Origin of the sequence: Pseudomonas sp. 1 R 17 (assembly GCF_900067035.1) — a bacterium.
GTDB classification, from domain to species: Bacteria; Pseudomonadota; Gammaproteobacteria; order Pseudomonadales; family Pseudomonadaceae; genus Aquipseudomonas; species Aquipseudomonas marginalis.
In genome coordinates this window covers 1-19,150 of record NZ_FKLB01000027.1, presented here as the reverse complement: position 1 = coordinate 19,150, position 19,150 = coordinate 1, and the positions used below count along the sequence as shown (strand labels likewise).

General features: G+C 61.8%; 18 protein-coding genes, 4 tRNA genes and 1 riboswitch. Of the genes, 9 read left to right on the top strand and 13 right to left on the bottom strand.

Going from position 1 to position 19,150, the window contains the following annotated elements; all coding sequences use genetic code 11:
- Positions 1 to 460: 460 nt before the first annotated feature.
- The 10 genes from BFP99_RS08530 to uvrB all read right to left on the bottom strand — a co-directional run bounded on the left by BFP99_RS08530 (position 461) and on the right by uvrB (position 8,062).
- Positions 461 to 1,420 carry a tRNA dihydrouridine synthase gene (locus BFP99_RS08530; RefSeq protein ID WP_065925087.1) on the bottom strand — a complete coding sequence of 320 codons (960 nt, stop codon included), beginning with the start codon at positions 1,418 to 1,420 and terminating at the stop codon, positions 461 to 463.
- A 55-nt stretch (positions 1,421 to 1,475) separates the two neighbouring features.
- Positions 1,476 to 1,910, bottom strand: a complete 435-nt coding sequence (locus BFP99_RS08525; protein WP_065925086.1) for an acyl-CoA thioesterase — start codon at positions 1,908 to 1,910, stop codon at positions 1,476 to 1,478.
- A 39-nt stretch (positions 1,911 to 1,949) separates the two neighbouring features.
- The gene (locus BFP99_RS08520) at positions 1,950 to 2,783 is read right to left on the bottom strand and encodes an alpha/beta hydrolase (protein WP_065925085.1); all 834 of its coding nucleotides are present in this window, start codon (positions 2,781 to 2,783) and stop codon (positions 1,950 to 1,952) included.
- A 14-nt stretch (positions 2,784 to 2,797) separates the two neighbouring features.
- Positions 2,798 to 3,337: a TetR/AcrR family transcriptional regulator gene (locus BFP99_RS08515; protein WP_027604060.1), complete on the bottom strand. Its 540-nt coding sequence runs from the start codon at positions 3,335 to 3,337 to the stop codon at positions 2,798 to 2,800.
- Positions 3,338 to 3,519: 182 nt separating this feature from the next.
- Positions 3,520 to 3,595 (bottom strand) — tRNA-Glu (locus tag BFP99_RS08510).
- A gap of 78 nt (positions 3,596 to 3,673) precedes the next feature.
- A tRNA-Ala gene (locus BFP99_RS08505) sits at positions 3,674 to 3,749 on the bottom strand.
- 50 nt (positions 3,750 to 3,799) lie between these two features.
- A tRNA-Glu gene (locus BFP99_RS08500) sits at positions 3,800 to 3,875 on the bottom strand.
- A 78-nt stretch (positions 3,876 to 3,953) separates the two neighbouring features.
- A tRNA-Ala gene (locus BFP99_RS08495) sits at positions 3,954 to 4,029 on the bottom strand.
- 147 nt (positions 4,030 to 4,176) lie between these two features.
- Positions 4,177 to 5,658, bottom strand: coding sequence for a glutamate--tRNA ligase (gene gltX, locus BFP99_RS08490; protein WP_065925084.1), 1,482 nt, complete (start codon positions 5,656 to 5,658; stop codon positions 4,177 to 4,179).
- Between the two features lie 388 nt (positions 5,659 to 6,046).
- On the bottom strand, positions 6,047 to 8,062 hold the full coding sequence (uvrB, locus tag BFP99_RS08485) for an excinuclease ABC subunit UvrB (protein ID WP_065925083.1): 2,016 nt from the start codon (positions 8,060 to 8,062) through the stop codon (positions 6,047 to 6,049).
- Between the two features lie 342 nt (positions 8,063 to 8,404).
- Here uvrB and BFP99_RS08480 point away from each other — a divergent pair, with 342 nt between their 5' ends.
- Together BFP99_RS08480 and BFP99_RS08475 are read left to right on the top strand one after the other, a co-directional pair.
- Positions 8,405 to 9,601, top strand: coding sequence for an amino acid aminotransferase (locus BFP99_RS08480; RefSeq protein WP_065925082.1), 1,197 nt, complete (start codon positions 8,405 to 8,407; stop codon positions 9,599 to 9,601).
- A gap of 101 nt (positions 9,602 to 9,702) precedes the next feature.
- Positions 9,703 to 9,912 (top strand): hypothetical protein, encoded by a 210-nt coding sequence (locus tag BFP99_RS08475; RefSeq protein WP_016970937.1) that lies wholly within the window; start codon positions 9,703 to 9,705, stop codon positions 9,910 to 9,912.
- On the opposite strand, the gene BFP99_RS08470 is transcribed toward BFP99_RS08475, so the two are convergent.
- Entirely contained in the window at positions 9,909 to 10,781 is an 873-nt protein-coding gene (locus BFP99_RS08470) for a putrescine utilization regulator PtrR (RefSeq protein ID WP_065947088.1), read from the bottom strand. The genes BFP99_RS08475 and BFP99_RS08470 overlap by 4 nt on opposite strands.
- A 103-nt stretch (positions 10,782 to 10,884) precedes the next feature.
- Here BFP99_RS08470 and BFP99_RS08465 point away from each other — a divergent pair, with 103 nt between their 5' ends.
- From BFP99_RS08465 to BFP99_RS08455, 3 genes are all read left to right on the top strand, one after another.
- On the top strand, positions 10,885 to 12,276 hold the full coding sequence (locus tag BFP99_RS08465) for an aldehyde dehydrogenase family protein (protein WP_065925080.1): 1,392 nt from the start codon (positions 10,885 to 10,887) through the stop codon (positions 12,274 to 12,276).
- A 73-nt stretch (positions 12,277 to 12,349) separates the two neighbouring features.
- Positions 12,350 to 13,792 (top strand): ATPase domain-containing protein, encoded by a 1,443-nt coding sequence (locus BFP99_RS08460; protein WP_065925079.1) that lies wholly within the window; start codon positions 12,350 to 12,352, stop codon positions 13,790 to 13,792.
- Between the two features lie 23 nt (positions 13,793 to 13,815).
- Complete coding sequence (locus tag BFP99_RS08455) at positions 13,816 to 14,172, top strand: response regulator (protein WP_065947087.1); 357 nt, start codon at positions 13,816 to 13,818, stop codon at positions 14,170 to 14,172.
- Between the two features lie 2 nt (positions 14,173 to 14,174).
- Here BFP99_RS08455 and BFP99_RS08450 read toward each other — a convergent pair whose 3' ends face one another.
- Both BFP99_RS08450 and BFP99_RS08445 read right to left on the bottom strand, forming a co-directional pair.
- Positions 14,175 to 14,480, bottom strand: a complete 306-nt coding sequence (locus BFP99_RS08450; protein ID WP_027604053.1) for a protealysin inhibitor emfourin — start codon at positions 14,478 to 14,480, stop codon at positions 14,175 to 14,177.
- Positions 14,481 to 14,494: 14 nt separating this feature from the next.
- Entirely contained in the window at positions 14,495 to 15,556 is a 1,062-nt protein-coding gene (locus tag BFP99_RS08445) for a M4 family metallopeptidase (protein WP_065947086.1), read from the bottom strand.
- Between the two features lie 129 nt (positions 15,557 to 15,685).
- On the opposite strand from BFP99_RS08445, the gene BFP99_RS08440 reads away from it, so the two are divergent.
- The 4 genes from BFP99_RS08440 to BFP99_RS08425 form a co-directional block, all read left to right on the top strand.
- Complete coding sequence (locus BFP99_RS08440) at positions 15,686 to 16,615, top strand: DNA/RNA non-specific endonuclease (RefSeq protein WP_065925077.1); 930 nt, start codon at positions 15,686 to 15,688, stop codon at positions 16,613 to 16,615.
- A gap of 36 nt (positions 16,616 to 16,651) precedes the next feature.
- Positions 16,652 to 16,846: riboswitch (cobalamin riboswitch) on the top strand.
- A gap of 115 nt (positions 16,847 to 16,961) precedes the next feature.
- Positions 16,962 to 17,972 (top strand): ABC transporter substrate-binding protein, encoded by a 1,011-nt coding sequence (locus tag BFP99_RS08435; RefSeq protein WP_065947085.1) that lies wholly within the window; start codon positions 16,962 to 16,964, stop codon positions 17,970 to 17,972.
- Positions 17,969 to 18,973: a FecCD family ABC transporter permease gene (locus tag BFP99_RS08430; RefSeq protein WP_065947084.1), complete on the top strand. Its 1,005-nt coding sequence runs from the start codon at positions 17,969 to 17,971 to the stop codon at positions 18,971 to 18,973. The genes BFP99_RS08435 and BFP99_RS08430 overlap by 4 nt, the downstream gene beginning before the upstream one ends.
- On the top strand, positions 18,970 to 19,150 hold a 181-nt coding region (locus tag BFP99_RS08425; RefSeq protein WP_141690765.1), incomplete at its 3' end, for an ATP-binding cassette domain-containing protein. The genes BFP99_RS08430 and BFP99_RS08425, both read left to right, overlap by 4 nt.

The following is a 19,150-nucleotide window of genomic DNA, read 5'->3' as shown; positions in this document are numbered from 1 at the left end:
CGGCGGTTAACACCAGGAGTGGCGATAGGATTTATAGATACTGGAAAACAACAGCGCTGCCTTACAGTCCCTACTTCGTGGAGCGTGAGACTATCGAGTTCCAGAAATCGCGCCTCACATAAGGAAACCAACGCAAACTTTCAGACTTTACCCCATGGTCATTCCAAGAAAACCTTGATTCATCGCACACCGGCGCCGCACTAACAGACATACCCACTCATAAAGTGCTGGACATGCAATTAAGAGAAATAACTGAACACACCACTAATAGTTGAACTGTGATAATTCACACGCACAGAACCTCCACCCGCAATCATCAAAGCGTCGCAGGAACAGTCACCAAAACATGCAGAATGATTCAGTCATTATCCAAAGACTTTTAAACGCAGAAGGCTCCTTGTCTTTCGACAAGGAGCCTTCTGTGAAACATATCAGGCGTTCGACACAGCGCTTTAAGAGGTCAGGCTGCGACCGGAGTATCCATCCCCAACAACCGGCTGACCTGCTCCAGTTCGGTCTCGCGGCGCAACGCGGTAAACAGCGCGACAGCTTCGGGGTAGTTGCGCGTCAGCATTGCCAGCCACTGCTTCAACCGGCCAGGGGCCTGGCGCTCGGTCAACTGTGCGACCGACTGGGTCCAGAAGTCCTGGAGCATGGGTTGCATTTGCGCCCAGGTCATTTCCACGACGTCTTCGCCTGCACGCGCGGCGGCGATTTGCCGGGCCAGGTCCGGGCGCGCCACCAGGCCGCGACCGAGCATAATGTCTTCGACACCACTGATCTCCCGACAGCGCCGCCAGTCTTCGACGCTCCAGATATCGCCGTTGGCGAACACCGGCACCTTGACCACCTCCTGCACACGCGGAATCCACTCCCAGTGGGCGGGCGGTTTGTAGCCATCGGTCTTGGTACGCGCATGCACCACGATATGCGCCGCACCGCCTTCGGCCAGGGCCGTGGCACACACCAGCGCGCCATCCGGGCTGTCGAAACCCAGGCGCATCTTGGCGGTCACCGGGATATGGGCAGGCACGGCACGACGCACGTGTTCAACGATCTGGTTGAGCAGCTCCGGCTCCTTGAGCAGCACCGCACCGCCGCGGGATTTATTGACGGTCTTGGCCGGGCAGCCGAAGTTCAGATCGATCACCTCGGAACCCAGCTCGCAGGCCAGGGCAGCGTTTTCCGCCAGGCATACCGGGTCGGAACCGAGCAATTGCACGCGCAACGGCACACCGGCCGCGGTGTGGGCGCCGTGCAGCAGTTCCGGGGCGAGCTTGTGGAAATACGCCGGGGTGAGCAGGCGGTCGTTGACGCGGATGAACTCGGTCACGCACCAGTCGATACCGCCCACGCGGGTCAACACGTCCCTCAGGATGTTGTCGACCAACCCCTCCATGGGCGCCAAAGCAATTTGCATGGAAAACACTCAACAAAAATCGTGGCGCAGTTTACTGGGTTTCCCGCGGCAACCGTTAACCCCCTGTCAGGGCGGGACCATAACCGTCGAGAAATTCGGCCGGCATGCGCTTGGGCCTGCCGCTGGACAATTCGATGCAGACAAAGGTGGTGTGAGCCCGCAGCAAGGTGGCACCGTCACGCGGGCGTACCAGCTGGAAACGACGGGTCATCTTCAGGCGCCGGTCCCAATCGACGATCCAGGTGGCCAACTGCAACTCGTCGCCTTCGTAGCCTGCCGCGAGGTAATCGATTTCATGGCGCACCACGGCCATGGCACGGTCCAGGCGGCGGTACTCGGTGAGGTCCAGCCCCAGACGCTGCGAATGGCGCCAGGCGCAGCGCTCGAGCCAGGACACGTACACCGCGTTATTGGCGTGCCCCAGGCCGTCGATGTCTTCAGGGGCGACCTGCAGATCGATGATAAACGGCGTTGCCAAATCCCAGCCCATGCCTTGCTCCAGTCGATTGATGTCGGCGGGAGCAGTGTATCAGGCGGTTTGCCGGTCCTGTAGACGACGGCCGGCCAACAGCGCCAGTACGCCCTCGATCACCCGGGGATCGGCCAGCACTTTCTGGTGCCCGCCCTGCTCCAGGCGCAGCAGGCGGCTGTCGAACCAGGCTTCGTGGATGGCTTGAGATGCCTTGACCGGAACAAAGGTATCGTCCTCGGCGTGCACGACCAGGCCAGGGATGTTCATTTGGTAGTGCGCCACATCCAAGTGCTTGAGCGGCATTCCGAACGCCAGCTCCACCTCCTGGATAAACGCCGAGCGTGCCCGCGCCGGCAGACCGACCATCGTGGTAAAGCCGCGCAGCACATCCAGGAAGCGCGACGGGGCGGCGATGCTCACCAACGCCTCGGTACGCAGCCCCAACTGCACTGCCAGCATCGCACTGGCGCCGCCCATGGAATGCCCGATCACGGCGTGCAGCGGCGGCAGTTCGGCAGCCGCCTCCAGCATGGCTCGGGCGAACAGCAGCACGTGAGCTTCCCGTCCCGGCGAACGACCATGGGCCGGACCGTCCAGGGCAATCACGGCGTAACCGTTGCCTACCAACGCGGTGATCAAGCTGGCGAACTGGGTTGGCCGGCCTTCCCAGCCGTGCATCAACAACACCGCAGGGCCTTGGCCCCAGCGCAGGGCCGACAGACCGAAACGCAAGGTGATGCGCTCCGATTGCGCCAGCAGCGGCAGCTCCCAGTCACGTGGCGGCAGGTCGCGCGGCGTCATGAAGGCACGCCGCATCTTGTTGGCCACGGTTTGCGGTGCCAGGTGTCCAACGGTGCCGTTGAAGCGACGAATCCAGGTTAACGCGCCCATCCTCGCACCCTCTTCTAACGCACAGCCGACTTGGCCGCGCGTAACACTCGGTCCGACAACTCGCCCGGCCCCAGGGCACGCGCCAAGGCCAGCCCGCCGATCATCAACGCCATATCAGCCAAGGCTTTGTCAGTGTCTTCGGGACTCGCGGCAAGCTGGGCCGCCATCAGTTCCACATGCTCGCTCAGCGCCTCGCGGAAGGCGTCCGGCAGCCGCGCCATCTCGCCCACTGTGGCCGGTATCGGGCATGCCTGGACTGTTGAATCGCGGTGCTTGCGTGACAGATAAAACGCCGCCACCAGGCCCCTGCGCTCTTCTCCCGTCAGCTGTGCGTCCATATCGTCGATAGATGCACGCCGCCGCGCCAACAACTGGGTGAACGCCTCCAGCATCAAGGCGTCCTTGCTTTCAAAGTGTGCGTAGAAACCACCGACGGTCAGCCCCGCCGCGCCCATGACTTCGCCCACACTAGGCTCGGCCGGACCACGCTGGGTCAATGCAGCGCTGGCGGCTTGCAGAATACGTTCGCGGGTTTGCGCTTTTTTATCGCTCATCGTTGCCTCCGACTTTCATGGGTTGAATATTATTACCATAATAATATTTGGCAAGCGACAAGCATGACCACTGGTCAGCAAAGCAAAGGGAATGGGGGGAGAGAATTGGCCAAACGCCAGACAAACAAAAGGGCCATTCAATAATTGAATGACCCTTAAAAATCCCGCAGAGCGGGTAATCGTGGCGTCCCCTAGGGGACTCGAACCCCTGTTACCGCCGTGAAAGGGCGGTGTCCTAGGCCACTAGACGAAGGGGACAAAACCTTCTGTACAACTGACCAGCGCTGAGAGCTGATCGATTCAAGGACGGTGTGGCCAGACCTTGAACCTGTAGATTGGTGGAGCTAAACGGGATCGAACCGTTGACCTCTTGCATGCCATGCAAGCGCTCTCCCAGCTGAGCTATAGCCCCGGATTTTTCGCCTCGCGGCGCAGCAGACCTTTCGAACTGCTTGTTGAAACTGGCGTCCCCTAGGGGACTCGAACCCCTGTTACCGCCGTGAAAGGGCGGTGTCCTAGGCCACTAGACGAAGGGGACAAAACCTTCTGTACAACTGACCAGCGCTGAGAGCTGATCGATTCAAGGACGGTGTGGCCAGACCTTGAACCTGTAGATTGGTGGAGCTAAACGGGATCGAACCGTTGACCTCTTGCATGCCATGCAAGCGCTCTCCCAGCTGAGCTATAGCCCCTCATCGGTGAGGACGGGGCGAATCTTAATGGCGGTTTGGAAAGGTGTCAAATTTATTTTCAACATTTTCCAAAATTTTTTGCCGGGATAACAATCACTTACCGACGAAACCCTGGAAAACCTGGGTTTCGTCGCTGCAATGGACTGCTTAAGCGATAGCGCCCAACAGCTTTTCCCACTCTTTGTTTTCTTTCTTCGATACACCACCAAGCAAATCAAGGGCTTGGCGCAGGCGGAAACGGGTCAGGTCCGGGCCGAGAATTTCCATCGCATCCAGCACCGACACCGAACTGGCCTGCCCGGTGATCGCGGCAAACATCAGCGGCATGGCATCGCGCAATTTCAACTCAAGGGATTCCACCACCGCCTGGATCGTCGCAGTGATCGCATCCTTCTCCCACTGGCGCAGGCTTTCCAGCTTCCACAGGATCAGTTGCATCAACTGGCGCACCTGATCGCCCGAGAGCTTCTTGGATTCGAACAGCCTGGTATCCGGGTTCACACCACCGGCAAAGAAGAAGCTGGCCAACGGGGCAACCTGGCTGAACGTCTCCACCCTGCCCTGCACCAGTGGCGCGATCTTCATCATGTATTCAGGGTTCAGCGCCCATTGCTGCACGCGGCTGGCGAATTCTTCCACCGGCAGATCACGCAGCCACTGGCCATTGAGCCACGAGAGTTTCTCGATATCGAAGATCGGCCCGCCCAGCGACACGCGGGACAGGTCAAAGTTATCGACCATTTCCTGCAGCGAGAACTTCTCACGCTCGTCCGGCATCGACCAGCCCATGCGGCCCAGGTAGTTGAGCATCGCTTCAGGCATGAAGCCCATGCGCTCGTAGAACGTCACCGAGGTCGGGTTCTTGCGCTTGGACAGCTTGCTCTTGTCCGGGTTACGCAGCAGCGGCATGTAGCACAGCTGCGGTTGTTCCCAGCCGAAGTATTCGTAGAGAAGGATCAACTTCGGCGCCGATGGCAGCCATTCTTCACCCCGCAATACGTGGGTGATGCCCATCAGGTGGTCGTCGACCACGTTGGCCAGGAAGTACGTCGGCAGGCCGTCGGTCTTCATCAACACCTGCATGTCCATGCGGTCCCACGGGATTTCGACATCACCGCGCAGCATGTCCGGCACCACGCACACGCCTTCGCTCGGCACCTTCATGCGGATAACGTGAGGTTCACCGGCGGCCAGGCGGGCAGCCACCTCCTCTTTCGACAGCAGCAATGCGCGGCCATCGTAGCGCGGGGTTTCGCCACGGGCCTGTTGCTCCGCGCGCATCTGGTCGAGTTCTTCAGCGGTGCAGAAGCATGGGAACGCATGGCCCATGTCGACCAGTTGCTGGGTGTACTGCTTGTAGATGTCGCTGCGCTCGCTCTGGCGATACGGACCGTGCGGGCCGCCTACGTCCGGGCCTTCGGCCCAGGTAATGCCCAACCAGCGCAGGGCATCGAAAATCTGCTGTTCCGACTCACGGGTGGAGCGCAGTTGGTCGGTGTCCTCGATCCGCAGGATGAATTCACCGCCGTGCTGCTTGGCAAAGCAGTAGTTGAACAAGGCGATGTAGGCAGTGCCGACGTGGGGATCCCCAGTAGGCGATGGCGCGATGCGCGTGCGGACGGTGGTCATGGCAGGTCTCGAATGGGCGATATAACTGAAATTGAAACAAGGGGCGAATGGTAACAGCCTGGGTGATTTCTGGAAAACCGAGGCGCAGCCATCGGGGGCAAGCCCCCGATGAGCATGGGTATCTACACAACTTCCAGTGAATACGGAATCTATGGCAATTAGGCTTCTGTGGTGAGCGGGCTTGTCGAATCGTCGCACCGCCCGCGCTGGGCTGCGAAGCAGCCCCAAAACCAGCCTCTACAGAGTGCCTGATACACCGCGTTCTTCTTTACTGGGGCTGCTTCGCAGCCCAGCGCGGGGCAAGCCCGCTCACCACAGAGTTATGTGTCAGCCTTTAAGAGTTGTGTAGATGCCTATGCCCCGATGAGGCCAGTCTAGTCACCGCAGATCAGACAGCCAGCAACCGCTCACGCAACTTGCCAATCTCATCCCGAGTCTGCGCCGCAGCTTCAAACTCCAGGTCCCGCGCCAACTGGTACATTTTCTCTTCCAACTGGCGAATCCGCTTGGTGATCTCACTCGGCGAGCGCAGTTCGTTTTCGTACTTGGCGCTTTCCTCGGCGGCCTTGGCCATGCCCTTGCGCTTCTTGCTGCGCGAGCCCGGCACGGTGGCGCCTTCCATGATGTCGGCAACGTCCTTGAACACGCCCTTGGGCGTAATGCCGTTTTCCAGGTTGAAGGCAATCTGCTTGTCGCGACGGCGTTGCGTCTCGCCAATCGCCCGCTCCATGGAACCGGTGATGCGATCCGCGTAGAGAATCGCCCGGCCATTGAGGTTACGCGCCGCACGACCGATGGTTTGGATCAGCGAGCGTTCAGAGCGCAGGAAGCCCTCCTTGTCTGCATCGAGGATTGCCACCAGCGACACTTCCGGCATGTCCAGGCCTTCGCGCAGCAGGTTGATGCCCACCAGCACATCAAAGGTGCCCAGGCGCAGGTCGCGGATGATTTCCACGCGCTCCACGGTGTCGATGTCCGAGTGCAGGTAACGCACGCGCACGCCGTGGTCGGCGAGGTAGTCGGTCAAGTCTTCGGACATGCGCTTGGTCAGCGTGGTGACCAGCACCCGCTCTTCCAGGGCCACACGTTTATGGATCTCCGACAACAGGTCATCCACCTGGGTCAGCGCCGGGCGGATTTCGATTTCCGGGTCGACCAGGCCGGTGGGACGCACCAGTTGCTCGATCACACGGCCGGCATGCTCGGCCTCATAGTTGCCCGGCGTGGCCGACACAAAGATGGTCTGCGGGCTGATGGCTTCCCACTCGTCGAAGCGCATCGGCCGGTTATCCAGTGCCGACGGCAGGCGGAAGCCGTACTCCACCAGGGTTTCCTTACGCGAGCGGTCGCCCTTATACATCGCGCCCACTTGCGGCACGCTGACGTGGGACTCGTCGATCACCAGCAGTGCGTCGTCTGGCAGGTAGTCGTAGAGGGTCGGCGGCGGCGCGCCGGACTCACGGCCCGAGAGGTAGCGCGAGTAGTTTTCGATGCCGTTGCAGTAGCCCAGCTCGAGGATCATCTCCAGGTCAAAGCGCGTGCGTTGCTCCAAACGCTGGGCTTCCACCAGCTTGTTGTTGGCGCGCAGGTACTCCAGGCGCTCGGCCAGCTCGACCTTGATACCCTCGATGGCGCCCATCAGGGTTTCGCGCGGGGTCACGTAGTGGCTTTTCGGATAGAAGGTGAAGCGCGGCAGCTTGCGGATCACTTCGCCGGTCAACGGATCGAAGGCCGACAGGCTCTCGACTTCATCGTCAAACAGCTCGATGCGGATCGCCTCCAGGTCGGATTCGGCCGGGTAGATGTCGATCACATCGCCACGCACGCGGAAGGTGGCGCGGGCAAAATCCATGTCGTTGCGGGTGTACTGCAGGCTGGTCAGGCGGCGCAGCAGCTCGCGCTGGTCGAGTTTATCGCCGCGGTCGACGTGCAGCACCATCTTCAAATAGGTTTCCGGGCTGCCCAGGCCATAGATGCACGACACCGTGGTGACGATGATCGCGTCCTTGCGCTCCAGCAACGCCTTGGTCGCCGACAGCCGCATCTGCTCGATGTGGTCGTTGATCGACGCATCCTTCTCGATAAAGGTATCGGAGGACGGCACATACGCTTCGGGCTGGTAGTAGTCGTAGTAGGAAACGAAGTACTCCACCGCGTTGTTCGGGAAGAACGCCTTGAACTCGCCGTACAACTGCGCGGCCAAGGTCTTGTTCGGGGCCAGCACCAGCGTGGGGCGGTTGATCTGCGCAATCACGTTGGCGATGCTGAAGGTCTTGCCCGAACCGGTCACCCCGAGCAGCGTCTGGTGCGCCAGGCCGGCCTCGATGCCTTCGACCATCTGGCGAATGGCCTCGGGCTGGTCGCCGGCAGGTTCAAAGCGGGTGACTAGTTGGAAATCCGACATAACGTACCTCTTGAAGTCACCCCAGACTGTAAACCCGTCGGGGACGAAAAAGACCACAACCCGCGAAGTTTCAGAGCGGGTCGTAGGAAAAAACCATGATAGCTGTAGAAGTGGTGGCGAATGTGGCGGGTTTCAAGGCAATCGTCCTGTCTGCCGTGGTTGATCAATGTTGCAATAAGACTAACGGTCGGCAAATAAACCGAAAAACTTGGCCGAAAAGCCGTTTCGGTTGTCGCCCTCAGCGGTGATGGCCTCTATACTAGCTCCCCGTTTGTGCACCGCTCTAGTGCATTCGGCTGGAGCGCGACACGTCCCTCCCTTCCCCCATAGAGCTGCCGCAAAATGAGCCTGTTCTCCGCTGTCGAAATGGCACCACGCGATCCAATCCTGGGCCTCAACGAAGCATTCAACGCCGATACACGAACCACCAAGGTCAACCTTGGCGTGGGCGTTTACTGCAACGAGGAGGGGAAGATTCCACTCTTGCGTGCCGTTGCCGAAGCGGAAGCCATTCGCGTGGCGCAACACGCCGCCCGTGGCTACTTGCCGATCGACGGCATCGCCGCCTACGACAAGGCCGTGCAGACCCTGCTGTTCGGCGCTGAATCGCCACTGCTGAACGCTGGCCGCGTCACCACCGTACAAGCGGTAGGCGGCACCGGCGCCCTGAAGCTGGGTGCAGACTTCCTCAAGCAATTGCTGCCAGGCGCCGTCGTTGCGATCAGCGACCCGAGCTGGGAAAACCACCGCGCCCTGTTCGAAACCGCCGGTTTCCCGGTGCAGAACTACCGCTACTACGACGCCGCCACCCACGACGTGAACCGTGCCGGCCTGCTCGAAGACCTCAACGCCCTGCCGCCCCAGTCCATCGTGGTGCTGCACGCCTGCTGCCATAACCCGACCGGCGTCGACCTGAGCCCGGCCGACTGGCAGAACGTGCTGGACGTGGTCAAGGCCAGGAACCTGGTGCCGTTCCTCGACATGGCCTATCAGGGCTTTGGCGACGGTATCCACGAAGACGCCGCCGCCGTGCGCCTGTTCGCCGAATCGGGCCTGACCTTCTTTGTCTCCAGCTCGTTCTCCAAGTCGTTCTCCCTGTACGGCGAGCGTGTGGGCGCGTTGTCCATCGTCGGTGACTCCAAGGAAGAAAGCGCGCGCATCCTGTCCCAGGTCAAGCGCGTGATCCGCACCAACTACTCCAACCCGCCAACCCATGGCGCAGCGATTGTTGCCGCGGTGCTGAACAGCCCTGAGCTGCGCGCCCAGTGGGAAGCCGAACTGGCCGAGATGCGCCTGCGCATCCGTGGCATGCGTGAGCAGATGGTTGCCGAGCTGGCCAAGGCTGCTCCGGGCCACGACTTCAGCTTCGTCGGTCGCCAACGCGGGATGTTCTCCTACTCGGGCCTCACCGTTGAGCAAGTCACCCGCCTGCGCAGCGAGTTTGGTATCTACGCGCTGGATACCGGGCGTATCTGCGTGGCGGCGTTGAACCAGTCGAACATTGCTGCGGTAACAAAGGCGATTGTTCAGGTTCTATAAGCCTGACGGCGTCATACGAAGGGGGAAGCCGATGGCTTCCCCCTTTTTATTGGCGAACCCACTAGACTGAACCCTGATTGCCCCTTTGCTGTGAGAGCCCTATGAGAAACGACGACCTGGACCTGCGCGCCGACCGCGACGAACTGCACGACTACACCCCGCGCGCGCCCCAAGCCAAGCGCCAGAAAAGCCTGGTACTGCAAGTGGCGCTGGGGGTGTTCCTGGGCGGTTTGGCGTTGTGGCTGGTGCAATTGGGCGCGACGGCAATCATGGCCAAGCTGGCCATGGGCACCTTCCAGTTTGGCGGCTAGGCCGACGCCACACCCTGCTCTTCCAGCAACTTCACAAAACTGTTCAAACTCTGCGACACCGTCCCACGGCGCCAGATCAGCCAGGTATGCAGGGTGCGAAAACTGTCCGTCAGCGGCCACACGCTCACCGTGGTAAACCCCGGCATGCTTTCCAGCATGCTGCGTGGCATCAGCGCCAGGCCGGCCCCGGCGCTGACGCAGGCGAGCATGCCGTGGTAGGACTCCATCTCGAAGATCCTCCCCGGCACCGCGCCGTCCTGTGCGAACCAGCGCTCGAAATGGTGCCGGTAGGAACAGTTGGAGCGAAAGGTGTAGATGCTCTCCCCGTTCACATCCTGCCCTCGCGTGATCGGCCCGTGGTGCAACGGCGCAATCACCACCATCTCCTCCTCGAACACCGCCACGCCTTCCAGGGTGGCATGCAATACCGGCCCATCGACGAACGCCGCCGCCAGCCGTCCCGACAATACGCCCTCGATCATCGTGCCTGAAGGCCCGGTGCTCAGGTCCAATTCGACCTTGGTGTGCTTCTGGTTGTAGGCCGCGAGCAGCGCCGGGATGCGCACCGCCGCCGTGCTTTCCAGGGAGCCCAGGGCAAACGCGCCCTGGGGCTCCTCCCCCGCCACCGTCGCGCGGGCTTCCTGCACCAGGTCGAGAATACGCCGCGCATAGCCGAGGAAATTCCATCCGGCGGGCGACAGGCGCAGGCGACTCTTCTCGCGGATAAACAACTCCACGCCCAAATCCTGCTCCAGTTGCTTGATGCGCGTGGTCAGGTTCGACGGCACCCGATGAATCAACTGCGCGGCGGCGCTGATGCTGCCTTGCTCGGCAACGGCCTTGAAGATTTCCAGCTGCACCAGATCCAAGTCATTCTCCAATCGTGAACGTATTGCTCAATATTATTCAGTTTCCAGAAAACATGCATCCCCGTAGGCTGAACCCATTCCACTCATTCAGCCGGACGGTGCCATGAACGCTATTTCTCACCAGACCCACGCCCTGTCGATCAACCCCGCCACCGGCGAAACAGTCGGCAGCTACCCCTACGAAACCGCGTCGCAACTGGACGCCGCCCTCGACCGTGCCACCGCCGCCTTCCGCACCTGGCGCCGCCAGCCGGTCAGCCAGCGTGCCGAATTGCTGCTGGCCCTGGCCGGCGCCCTGCGCGATCAAGCCGAAGAAATGGCGCAGATGATCACCCTGGAAATGGGCAAGCCCATCACCCAGGCCCGCGCCGAAATCGAAAAATGCGCCCAGCTCAGCGAGTGGTATGCCGCCCACGGCCCGGCCATGCTAGCCCCGGAACCCACCCTGGTGGACAACGGCAGCGCCCACATCGAATACCGCCCGCTGGGCCCGATCCTCGCCGTGATGCCGTGGAACTTCCCGGTATGGCAAGTGCTGCGTGGCGCCGTGCCGACCCTGCTCGCCGGCAATACCTACGTGCTCAAACACGCGCCGAACGTGATGGGCAGCGCGTACATGATGAAAGCGGCGTTGCAGAAGGCCGGATTCGCTGAAGGCCTGTTCGAAGTGATCAACGTGACCCAGGACGGCGTATCCACCGCCATCGCCGACCCGCGCATCGCCGCCGTCACCCTCACCGGCAGCGTACGCGCCGGCATGGCCATCGGCTCCCAGGCCGGCGCTGCGCTGAAGAAGTGCGTGCTGGAACTGGGCGGCTCCGACCCGTTCATCGTGCTCAACGACGCCGACCTCGACGCCGCCGTGCAGGCCGCCGTCATCGGCCGCTTCCAGAACAGCGGCCAGGTCTGCGCCGCCGCCAAGCGCCTGATCATCGAAGCCGGCGTGGTGGACGCCTTCACCGCCAAGTTCGTCGAAGCCAGCCGCGCGCTGGTGATGGGCGACCCGACCTCGGCCAGCACCTACGTCGGCCCGATGGCGCGCTTCGACCTGCGCGACGAGTTGCACGGCCAGGTCCAGGCCACCCTGGAAGAAGGCGCCACCCTGCTGCTGGGCGGCCACAAAGTTGCCGGTGTCGCCAACTACTATGAGCCGACCGTACTGGCCGACGTCACCGACCAGATGACCTCGTTCAAGCAGGAACTGTTTGGCCCCGTGGCGTCGATCATCACCGCCCGCGATGCCGACCACGCCGTGGCCCTGGCCAATGACAGCGAGTTCGGCCTCACCGCCAGCCTCTTCACCACCGACCCGGCCAAGGCCCGCGACATCGCCAACCAGCTGGAAACCGGCGGGATCTTCATCAATGCGTTCAGCGTGTCCGACCCTCGGGTGGCGTTTGGCGGCGTGAAGAAGAGCGGGTTCGGGCGCGAGTTGTCGCATTTTGGCCTACGCGAATTCTGCAATGCGCAGACCGTATGGCTGGATCGCAAGTAGCAGCAGTGAACAAATGGCGTTAGCATTCTGTCCACTCGGCTTAACAGCATGTTTTTAGGGTCAGGATCGCACTGTGGAAAAGCTAAATCGCCTTCAAAGCGGAATCGAAGGGCTGGACGCTCTGCTCAAGGGAGGGCTGGTGTCTGGGGCGTCCTACATCATTCAGGGCCGCCCCGGCTCAGGTAAAACCATCCTTGCCAACCAGCTGGGGTTTCATCACGCGCGCAATGGCGGCCGAGTCCTGGTTGCCACGCTGTTGGCGGAATCCCACGACCGCCTTTTCCAGTTCCTCTCTACCCTGAGCTTTTTTGACGCCTCCCGTGTCGGCGCCGAAATCCAGTTTGTCAGCGCCTTCGACACCCTGGAAAACGAAGGCCTCGACGAAGTGGTCAAGCTGCTCAGGCGTGAGATCAGCAGGCAGAGGGCCACCGTCATGGTGGTGGACGGCTTGTTGAACGCGCGTTCCAAGGCCGACTCGCCGATCGACACGAAAAAATTCATTTCAGAACTGCAAGGGCATGCCGCCTTCGCCGGTTGCACGGTGTTGTTCCTCACCAGCTCACGCCTGGATGACGGCAGTCCCGAGCACACCATGGTCGATGGCGTGATCGAAATGGGTGAGGAACTGTTCGGCACCCGTTCCGTGCGCCGTATCCAGTTGCGCAAGACCCGCGGCAGCGGCGCGCTCACCGGCCTGCACGAGTGTGAAATCAACGACGACGGCCTGGTGGTGTACCCACGCCTGGAAAGCCTCTATGGCCGCCCGTCCGCACCCGACAGCGCCGACCTGACGCGCATCGCCAGCGGTATCGGCTCGTTGGACGGCATCCTCGGCGGCGGGCTGCACAGTTCCAGCGTGACCCTGGTCATGGGGCCGTCGGGCATTGGCAAGACCACCCTGGGCCTCAAGTTTCTCTCGGAATCGACGGTAGACGCTCCCGGCCTGCACTTCGGCTTCTACGAAAGCCCTCAGCGCCTGCGGCTCAAAGGCCAATCCCTGGGCATCGATATCCAGGAGATGGAAGACAGTGGCGCACTGACCATCGCCTGGCAGCCCACTACCGAAGGTCTGCTGGACGGGCTGGGTGCGCGATTGCTGCGCCTGGTCGAGGAAAAGGGCATCAAGCGGCTGTTCATCGACAGCTTGAGCGGCATGACCCGCGTCTCCAACAACCCGGCACGGATCACCGACTTCTACAGCGCACTGATGAACGAACTGCGCGCCAGGGGCGTCACGGTCTTCGCCACGTGGGAGATGCATGATCTGTTCGGCTCGGAGGTCACTTCCCCCGCGTCTGAACTGTCGAGCATTGCCGACAACCTCATGCTTATGCGTTTCTTCGAGATTCAGTCTGAACTTAGAAGGACGCTTTCCATTCTTAAGGTCAGAGACAGCTTTTATGACCCCTCATTATTAGAGGTGGTGATCCGTGACCAAGCCGTTGACTTAAGAAAGGTTTCAACAAATGCCCCCTCAGTTGCATCCAATTCAGCGCTGCCTGGTTCAGCTTTTTAAGTCTTTGGGTAGGTTGAATTGACATGGCCACCATCCTGGTCGTCGATGACGAGTACTTGATCGCCGATATCCTTGCCTACGCACTGGAAGATGAGGGGTTCATGGTCGTCACAGCTGGCAATGGGAAAAAGGCGCTGGAGGTGCTGGAGCGAGAACGGCCGTCGCTGATCATCACCGATTTCATGATGCCGGTGATGGACGGTGAGGAGTTCGCCGAAGCGGTCCGTGCACTGCCTGCCGTCAAGCACCTGCCGATTATCCTGATCAGCGGCGCGCAGGCCCATATCGGCATGCAGCGCTCGGACCTGTTCGATGCGGCGCTGGATAAGCCGTTCGACATCAACAAGCTCATTACCAAGGTGAAGGAGCTGCTTGGGTGACCTCAACTGCGGATATGCCGGCGCACACACTGCACCAGCCCATCCAATGCCTGCGACTTCACCGGCGCGAGCACGCACACCGTATGTTCCTGCTGGCCTTCCTTCACGGTCAGGGTGTAGTGCACCTGGCCCGGATTTCCGGGCTCTGGCGTGGTGCTCTGCGGCAACTGAAAGAAGTTTGAAGCCTCGATCAGCTGCCGCAACTCTTGTTGGTCCGGCTCGGGCAACGTGTTCAACTCCACAGTACGAGGCTTGGTCAAACCCGGAAAAAACGCCGGCCCGCCGTTTTCCTTGATCGAAATTTGCATGGCTGTTCCTCACGTCAGACGTTAATGCCAACCGCTTTCCAGCCCTCCTTGACCGCCTTGTGCTCATCCTTGTTCGCGCCGTAGAGACGGCCGGCGATATCGTAGGTTATACGCGCAAAACGTAAAAACCCCGAGTTCGGCCGCAACCGCGCATCGCGCAACGCGTCATACCAGATGCGCCCTGCGCGCTCCCAGGCAAACCCGCCAATCCGGGTCGCCACCTGATAGAAGGCATGGTTGGGAATGCCGGAATTGATATGCACCCCGCCATTGTCCTCATAGGTCTGGACAAAATCATCCATATGCCCTGGCTGAGGGTCCTTGCCCAGCAGCTTGTCATCGAACGCGGTGCCGGGGGCCTTCATCGAACGCAGGGCGGCGCCTTTGATCTTCTTGGTAAACAACCCCTTGCCGATCAGCCAATCGGCGTCCTCGGCCGTTTGCTTCAACGCATACTGCTTGATCAGGGAGCCGAACACGTCCGAGAGTGACTCGTTCAGCGCGCCGGACTGGTTGAAATACATCAGCTTGGCCTCATCCTCGGTGACACCATGGGCCAACTCATGGCCAATCACGTCGAGGGCCACCGTGAAGCGGTTGAACAACTGCCCATCGCCATCGCCAAACACCATCTGGGTCGAGTTCCAGAACGCATTGTTATAGTTCTGGCCAAAGTGCACGGTGGCATCCAGGGCCATGCCGGCGTCGTCGATGGAGTTGCGGTCGAACACCTCTTCGAAAAAATCGAACGTGGCACCCAAGCCGTCATAGGCTTCGTCCACGGCGGCGTCGCCACTGGCGGGCTGGCCTTCACTGCGGACCAGCTTGCCCGGCAGGCTGTCGGTGCCTTCGGCGGTGTAGATCGAGCGCCGTTTGCCGGCGCCCATGACCAGGGCCATGTGGGCCGGCCCCTTGGCGGGCACTGCGACCATGCGCAGCGAACGGAACGTGCTGTCCTTGGCGCGGGTGCGCAGCGCGATGTCGCGCTGGGCCTTATCACCGTGACGCGCGATCTGGTCGAGCATATACGGCGGGATCAGGCAGAAAATCGGGTTGCGGTGGTGGCGATCACACATTAGCTGGCTCCCTGTTGGCATATGGTGTAGCTCCGGTAACCGTTTGAGGATAGCCCCCCAGGGTTAACCCGTGTCATCAATTGTCATCAATCTATGTTGCAGTCGTGTTTATCCAAGGAGGACTTACCCATGCCAGCCCGCAAAGCCAAAATCGATCTTGCGCACCGCCCACGACTCGCCGATCTGCGCCCGTTGATCGCGACCAATCCCACCCTGATGGAAGCCCGGGCGGCGACGCCCCGTGTCACCGCGGCCAAGGATCTACAGGACCGACAGGGCTACGCCGAGGACTTTCTCAGCAGCTTCGCAGTGCCCTGGCCCACCGCCGATGAGGCATTGGCGGACGACGTCCAACCGCTGCGCCTGGACTACACGCATTTCTCGGTGACGATGTCCCGTTCCCGACGACTGGCGCTCTACGTGGGCGTCAATATCGACGGCGGGCAGCATGTGGAGATTATCCGCAGCAACGACACCTGGGCCTACGATGGGCGCCTGCCGATCAGCGCCCAGGTGGGCGAAGAGCTCTATGCCAGCAATGGCCTGGATCGCGGTCACCTGGTACGGCGCCAGGATCCTAACTGGGGCGACGCGGCAAACACCGCCAACCTCGACACCTTCCACTTCACCAACTGCTCGCCGCAGATGAGCGGGTTCAACCAGAAGACCTGGCTGGAACTGGAAGACTACATCCTCAATAACACGCAGCGCTGGAAAGCCCGGGCAACGGTGTTCAGCGGCCCGGTGTTCGCCGACGACGACCGCCTTTACCGTGGTATCAGAATCCCCAAGGCGTTCTGGAAAGTGGTGGCCTACCTCAGCGATGACGGCAAGCCCTCCGCCAGCGCCTACATGATCGACCAAAGCCGCGAGCTGGGTCAGCTCGACCTGATGTTCGGCCAGGTCAGGACCTACCAGCGCAGCGTGATCCAGATCGAACAATTGACCGGCATCCGCTTCGCCAACCTGGCGGACTACGACGGCTTCAGCAACGAAGAGCGCGCTACGGGCACGCGAATTGAAGCGCTGATCCGCGGCCCCGAGGATATTCGTCTCTGACCGGGCGCCCTTCGGGCTGTATCGCCTCGCCCTAATCAACTACCATACCGCGCCGGTTCCCGAACGGGACTAATAGGGAATCCGAAGCGCGGTACACCGCGTCAATCGGAACTGCCCCCGCAACTGTAGGTGCCGAGCCTGCTCCCCACTGCCACTGGACCACGTCCGGGAAGGCCGGAGCGTGGCGACGACGCATCAGTCAGGAGACCTGCCGGCCCAGCACAATCACTCACCGGCGGGGTGTCCGGGAAGGACATCCTTGCCTGCCCGTTCGCCGGCGTTCGAGGGCGTATTTCCGAACCGTACCTGCCCTGTTTCCACGTACGGTCCACACGGAGATCGCCTCATGCTGCCACGCGTTACCGCCCTGATCAGCGGCCTGGGTTTCTGCGCCCTGGCCCACGCCGCGCCCACGCACTACCCGCTGACCCTGGAAAACTGCGGCAGCACCCTCACCTTCCCGCAGGCGCCCGCGCGCAGCGTGACCATCGGCCAGGCCGCCACCGAAATGCTCTATGCCCTCGGCGTGGCTGACCGCGTGGTGGGCACCTCGCTGTGGTTCAACAGCGTGTTGCCGCAGTTCAAGGCGCAGAACGACAGCATCGAGCGCCTGGCCAACAACGAGCCCAGCTTCGAAGCGGTGATCGCCAAGCGCCCGCAACTGGTGGCCGCCGAGCTGGAATGGGTGGTGGGCCCGCAAGGCGTGGTCGGCACCCGCGAGCAGTTTCACGACCTGAAGATCCCCACCTACCTGCTGCCCTCCGACTGCGAAGGCAAGGACAACCTGGTGGGCGCCGACGGCACGCGGCTGGAGCCGTTCCGTATCGAGACGATCTACAAGAGCATCCGCCAGCTGGCGCAGATTTTCGATGTGCAGGATCGCGGCCAACAGTTGAACGATGAGCTCCAGGCGCGCCTGGCCCAATCCGTGGCCACCGTGCAGAGCAAAGGCCTCAAGCAGGCCAGCGCGCTGGTGTGGTTCTCCAGCGCAGAACTGGCCAGCGACCCCTACGTGGCCGGCCACAAGGGCATTCCGGAGTTCATGCTCGAAACCCTCGGCCTGCACAACGTGGTGCAATCCGATGAAGAATGGCCCGCCGTCGGCTGGGAAACCCTCGCCAAGGCCAACCCGACCTTCCTGGTGATCGCCCGCATGGACCGTCGCCGCTATCCCGCCGACGACCATGAAAAGAAACTCGCCTTCCTGCGCAGCGACCCGGTCACGCGCAACATGGACGCGGTGAAAAACAACCGCATCATCATCCTCGACGCCCTGGCGTTGCAGGCCAGCATCCGCATGTTCGACGGCCTTGAACACCTGGCCACGGCCATCGACGGCTACGAACTGCCGCAATGATCCGGACCTTACTCGCCCTGGCGCTATTGCTGATCGCCGTGCTCGCCGGCGTGGCCATCGGCGAAACCGCCATCTCGCCCCAGGTGGTGCTGCAGGTGCTCGCCAACAAACTGTGGGCGGCCGGTTACGTGCTGGACCCCATCGATGAAGGCGTGGTGTGGAACTACCGCCTCACCCGTGCCCTGGTGGCCGCCGCCTGCGGTGCCGGGCTGGCCACCTGCGGGGTGATTTTGCAGTCGTTGCTGCGCAACCCGCTGGCCGATCCGTACCTGCTGGGCATCAGCGCCGGCGCTTCGACCGGCGCGGTGCTGGTGGCGTTGATGGGCGTGGGCGGCGGGCTGATTTCATTGTCGGCCGGCGCCCTTGTCGGCGCGATGGCGGCGTTTGCCCTGGTGATTTTGCTGGCGCGGGCCAGCGGTTCGTCCAGCGGCACCGGGCAGATCATCCTCGCCGGCATCGCCGGGTCGCAGTTGTTCAATGCGCTCACGGCGTTCCTGATCACCAAATCAGCCAGCTCCGAACAGGCGCGCGGCATCCTGTTCTGGCTGCTGGGTAACCTCAGCGGCGTGCGCTGGCCGTCGGTGTGGCTGGCAGTGCCGGTGGCGATCACGGGCCTGGTGGTGTGCCTGTGGCATCGTCGCGCGTTGGATGCGTTCACCTTCGGCACGGATTCGGCCGCGTCCCTGGGCATCCCGGTACGCCGCGTGCAGGTGGCGCTGGTGGGGTGCGCGGCGCTGGTGACGGCGGTGATGGTGTCGATTGTCGGCTCCATCGGCTTTGTCGGCCTGGTGATCCCCCACGCGGTGCGCCTGCTCCTCGGCACCAGGCATTCGCGCCTGCTGCCCGCCAGTGCGCTGGGCGGCGCGTTATTTTTGATTGCGGCCGATGTGTTGTCGCGCACCTTGATCAAAGGCCAGGTGATCCCGGTCGGCGTGGTGACGGCGCTGGTGGGCGCGCCGGTGTTTGCGCTGATCCTGATTGGCCGGAGGAATGCGCGATGAGCGTACTGAGTTGCACCGGCCTGGGCTTCAAGGTGCGTGAGGCGGAGTTGCTGCGCGATATCCACCTGGAGGTTCAGTTGGGTGAAACCCTGGGGATCGTCGGGCCCAACGGCTCCGGCAAATCCACCCTGCTCAAACTGCTCGCTGGCTTGCGCACGCCGGCCAGCGGCGAGGTGC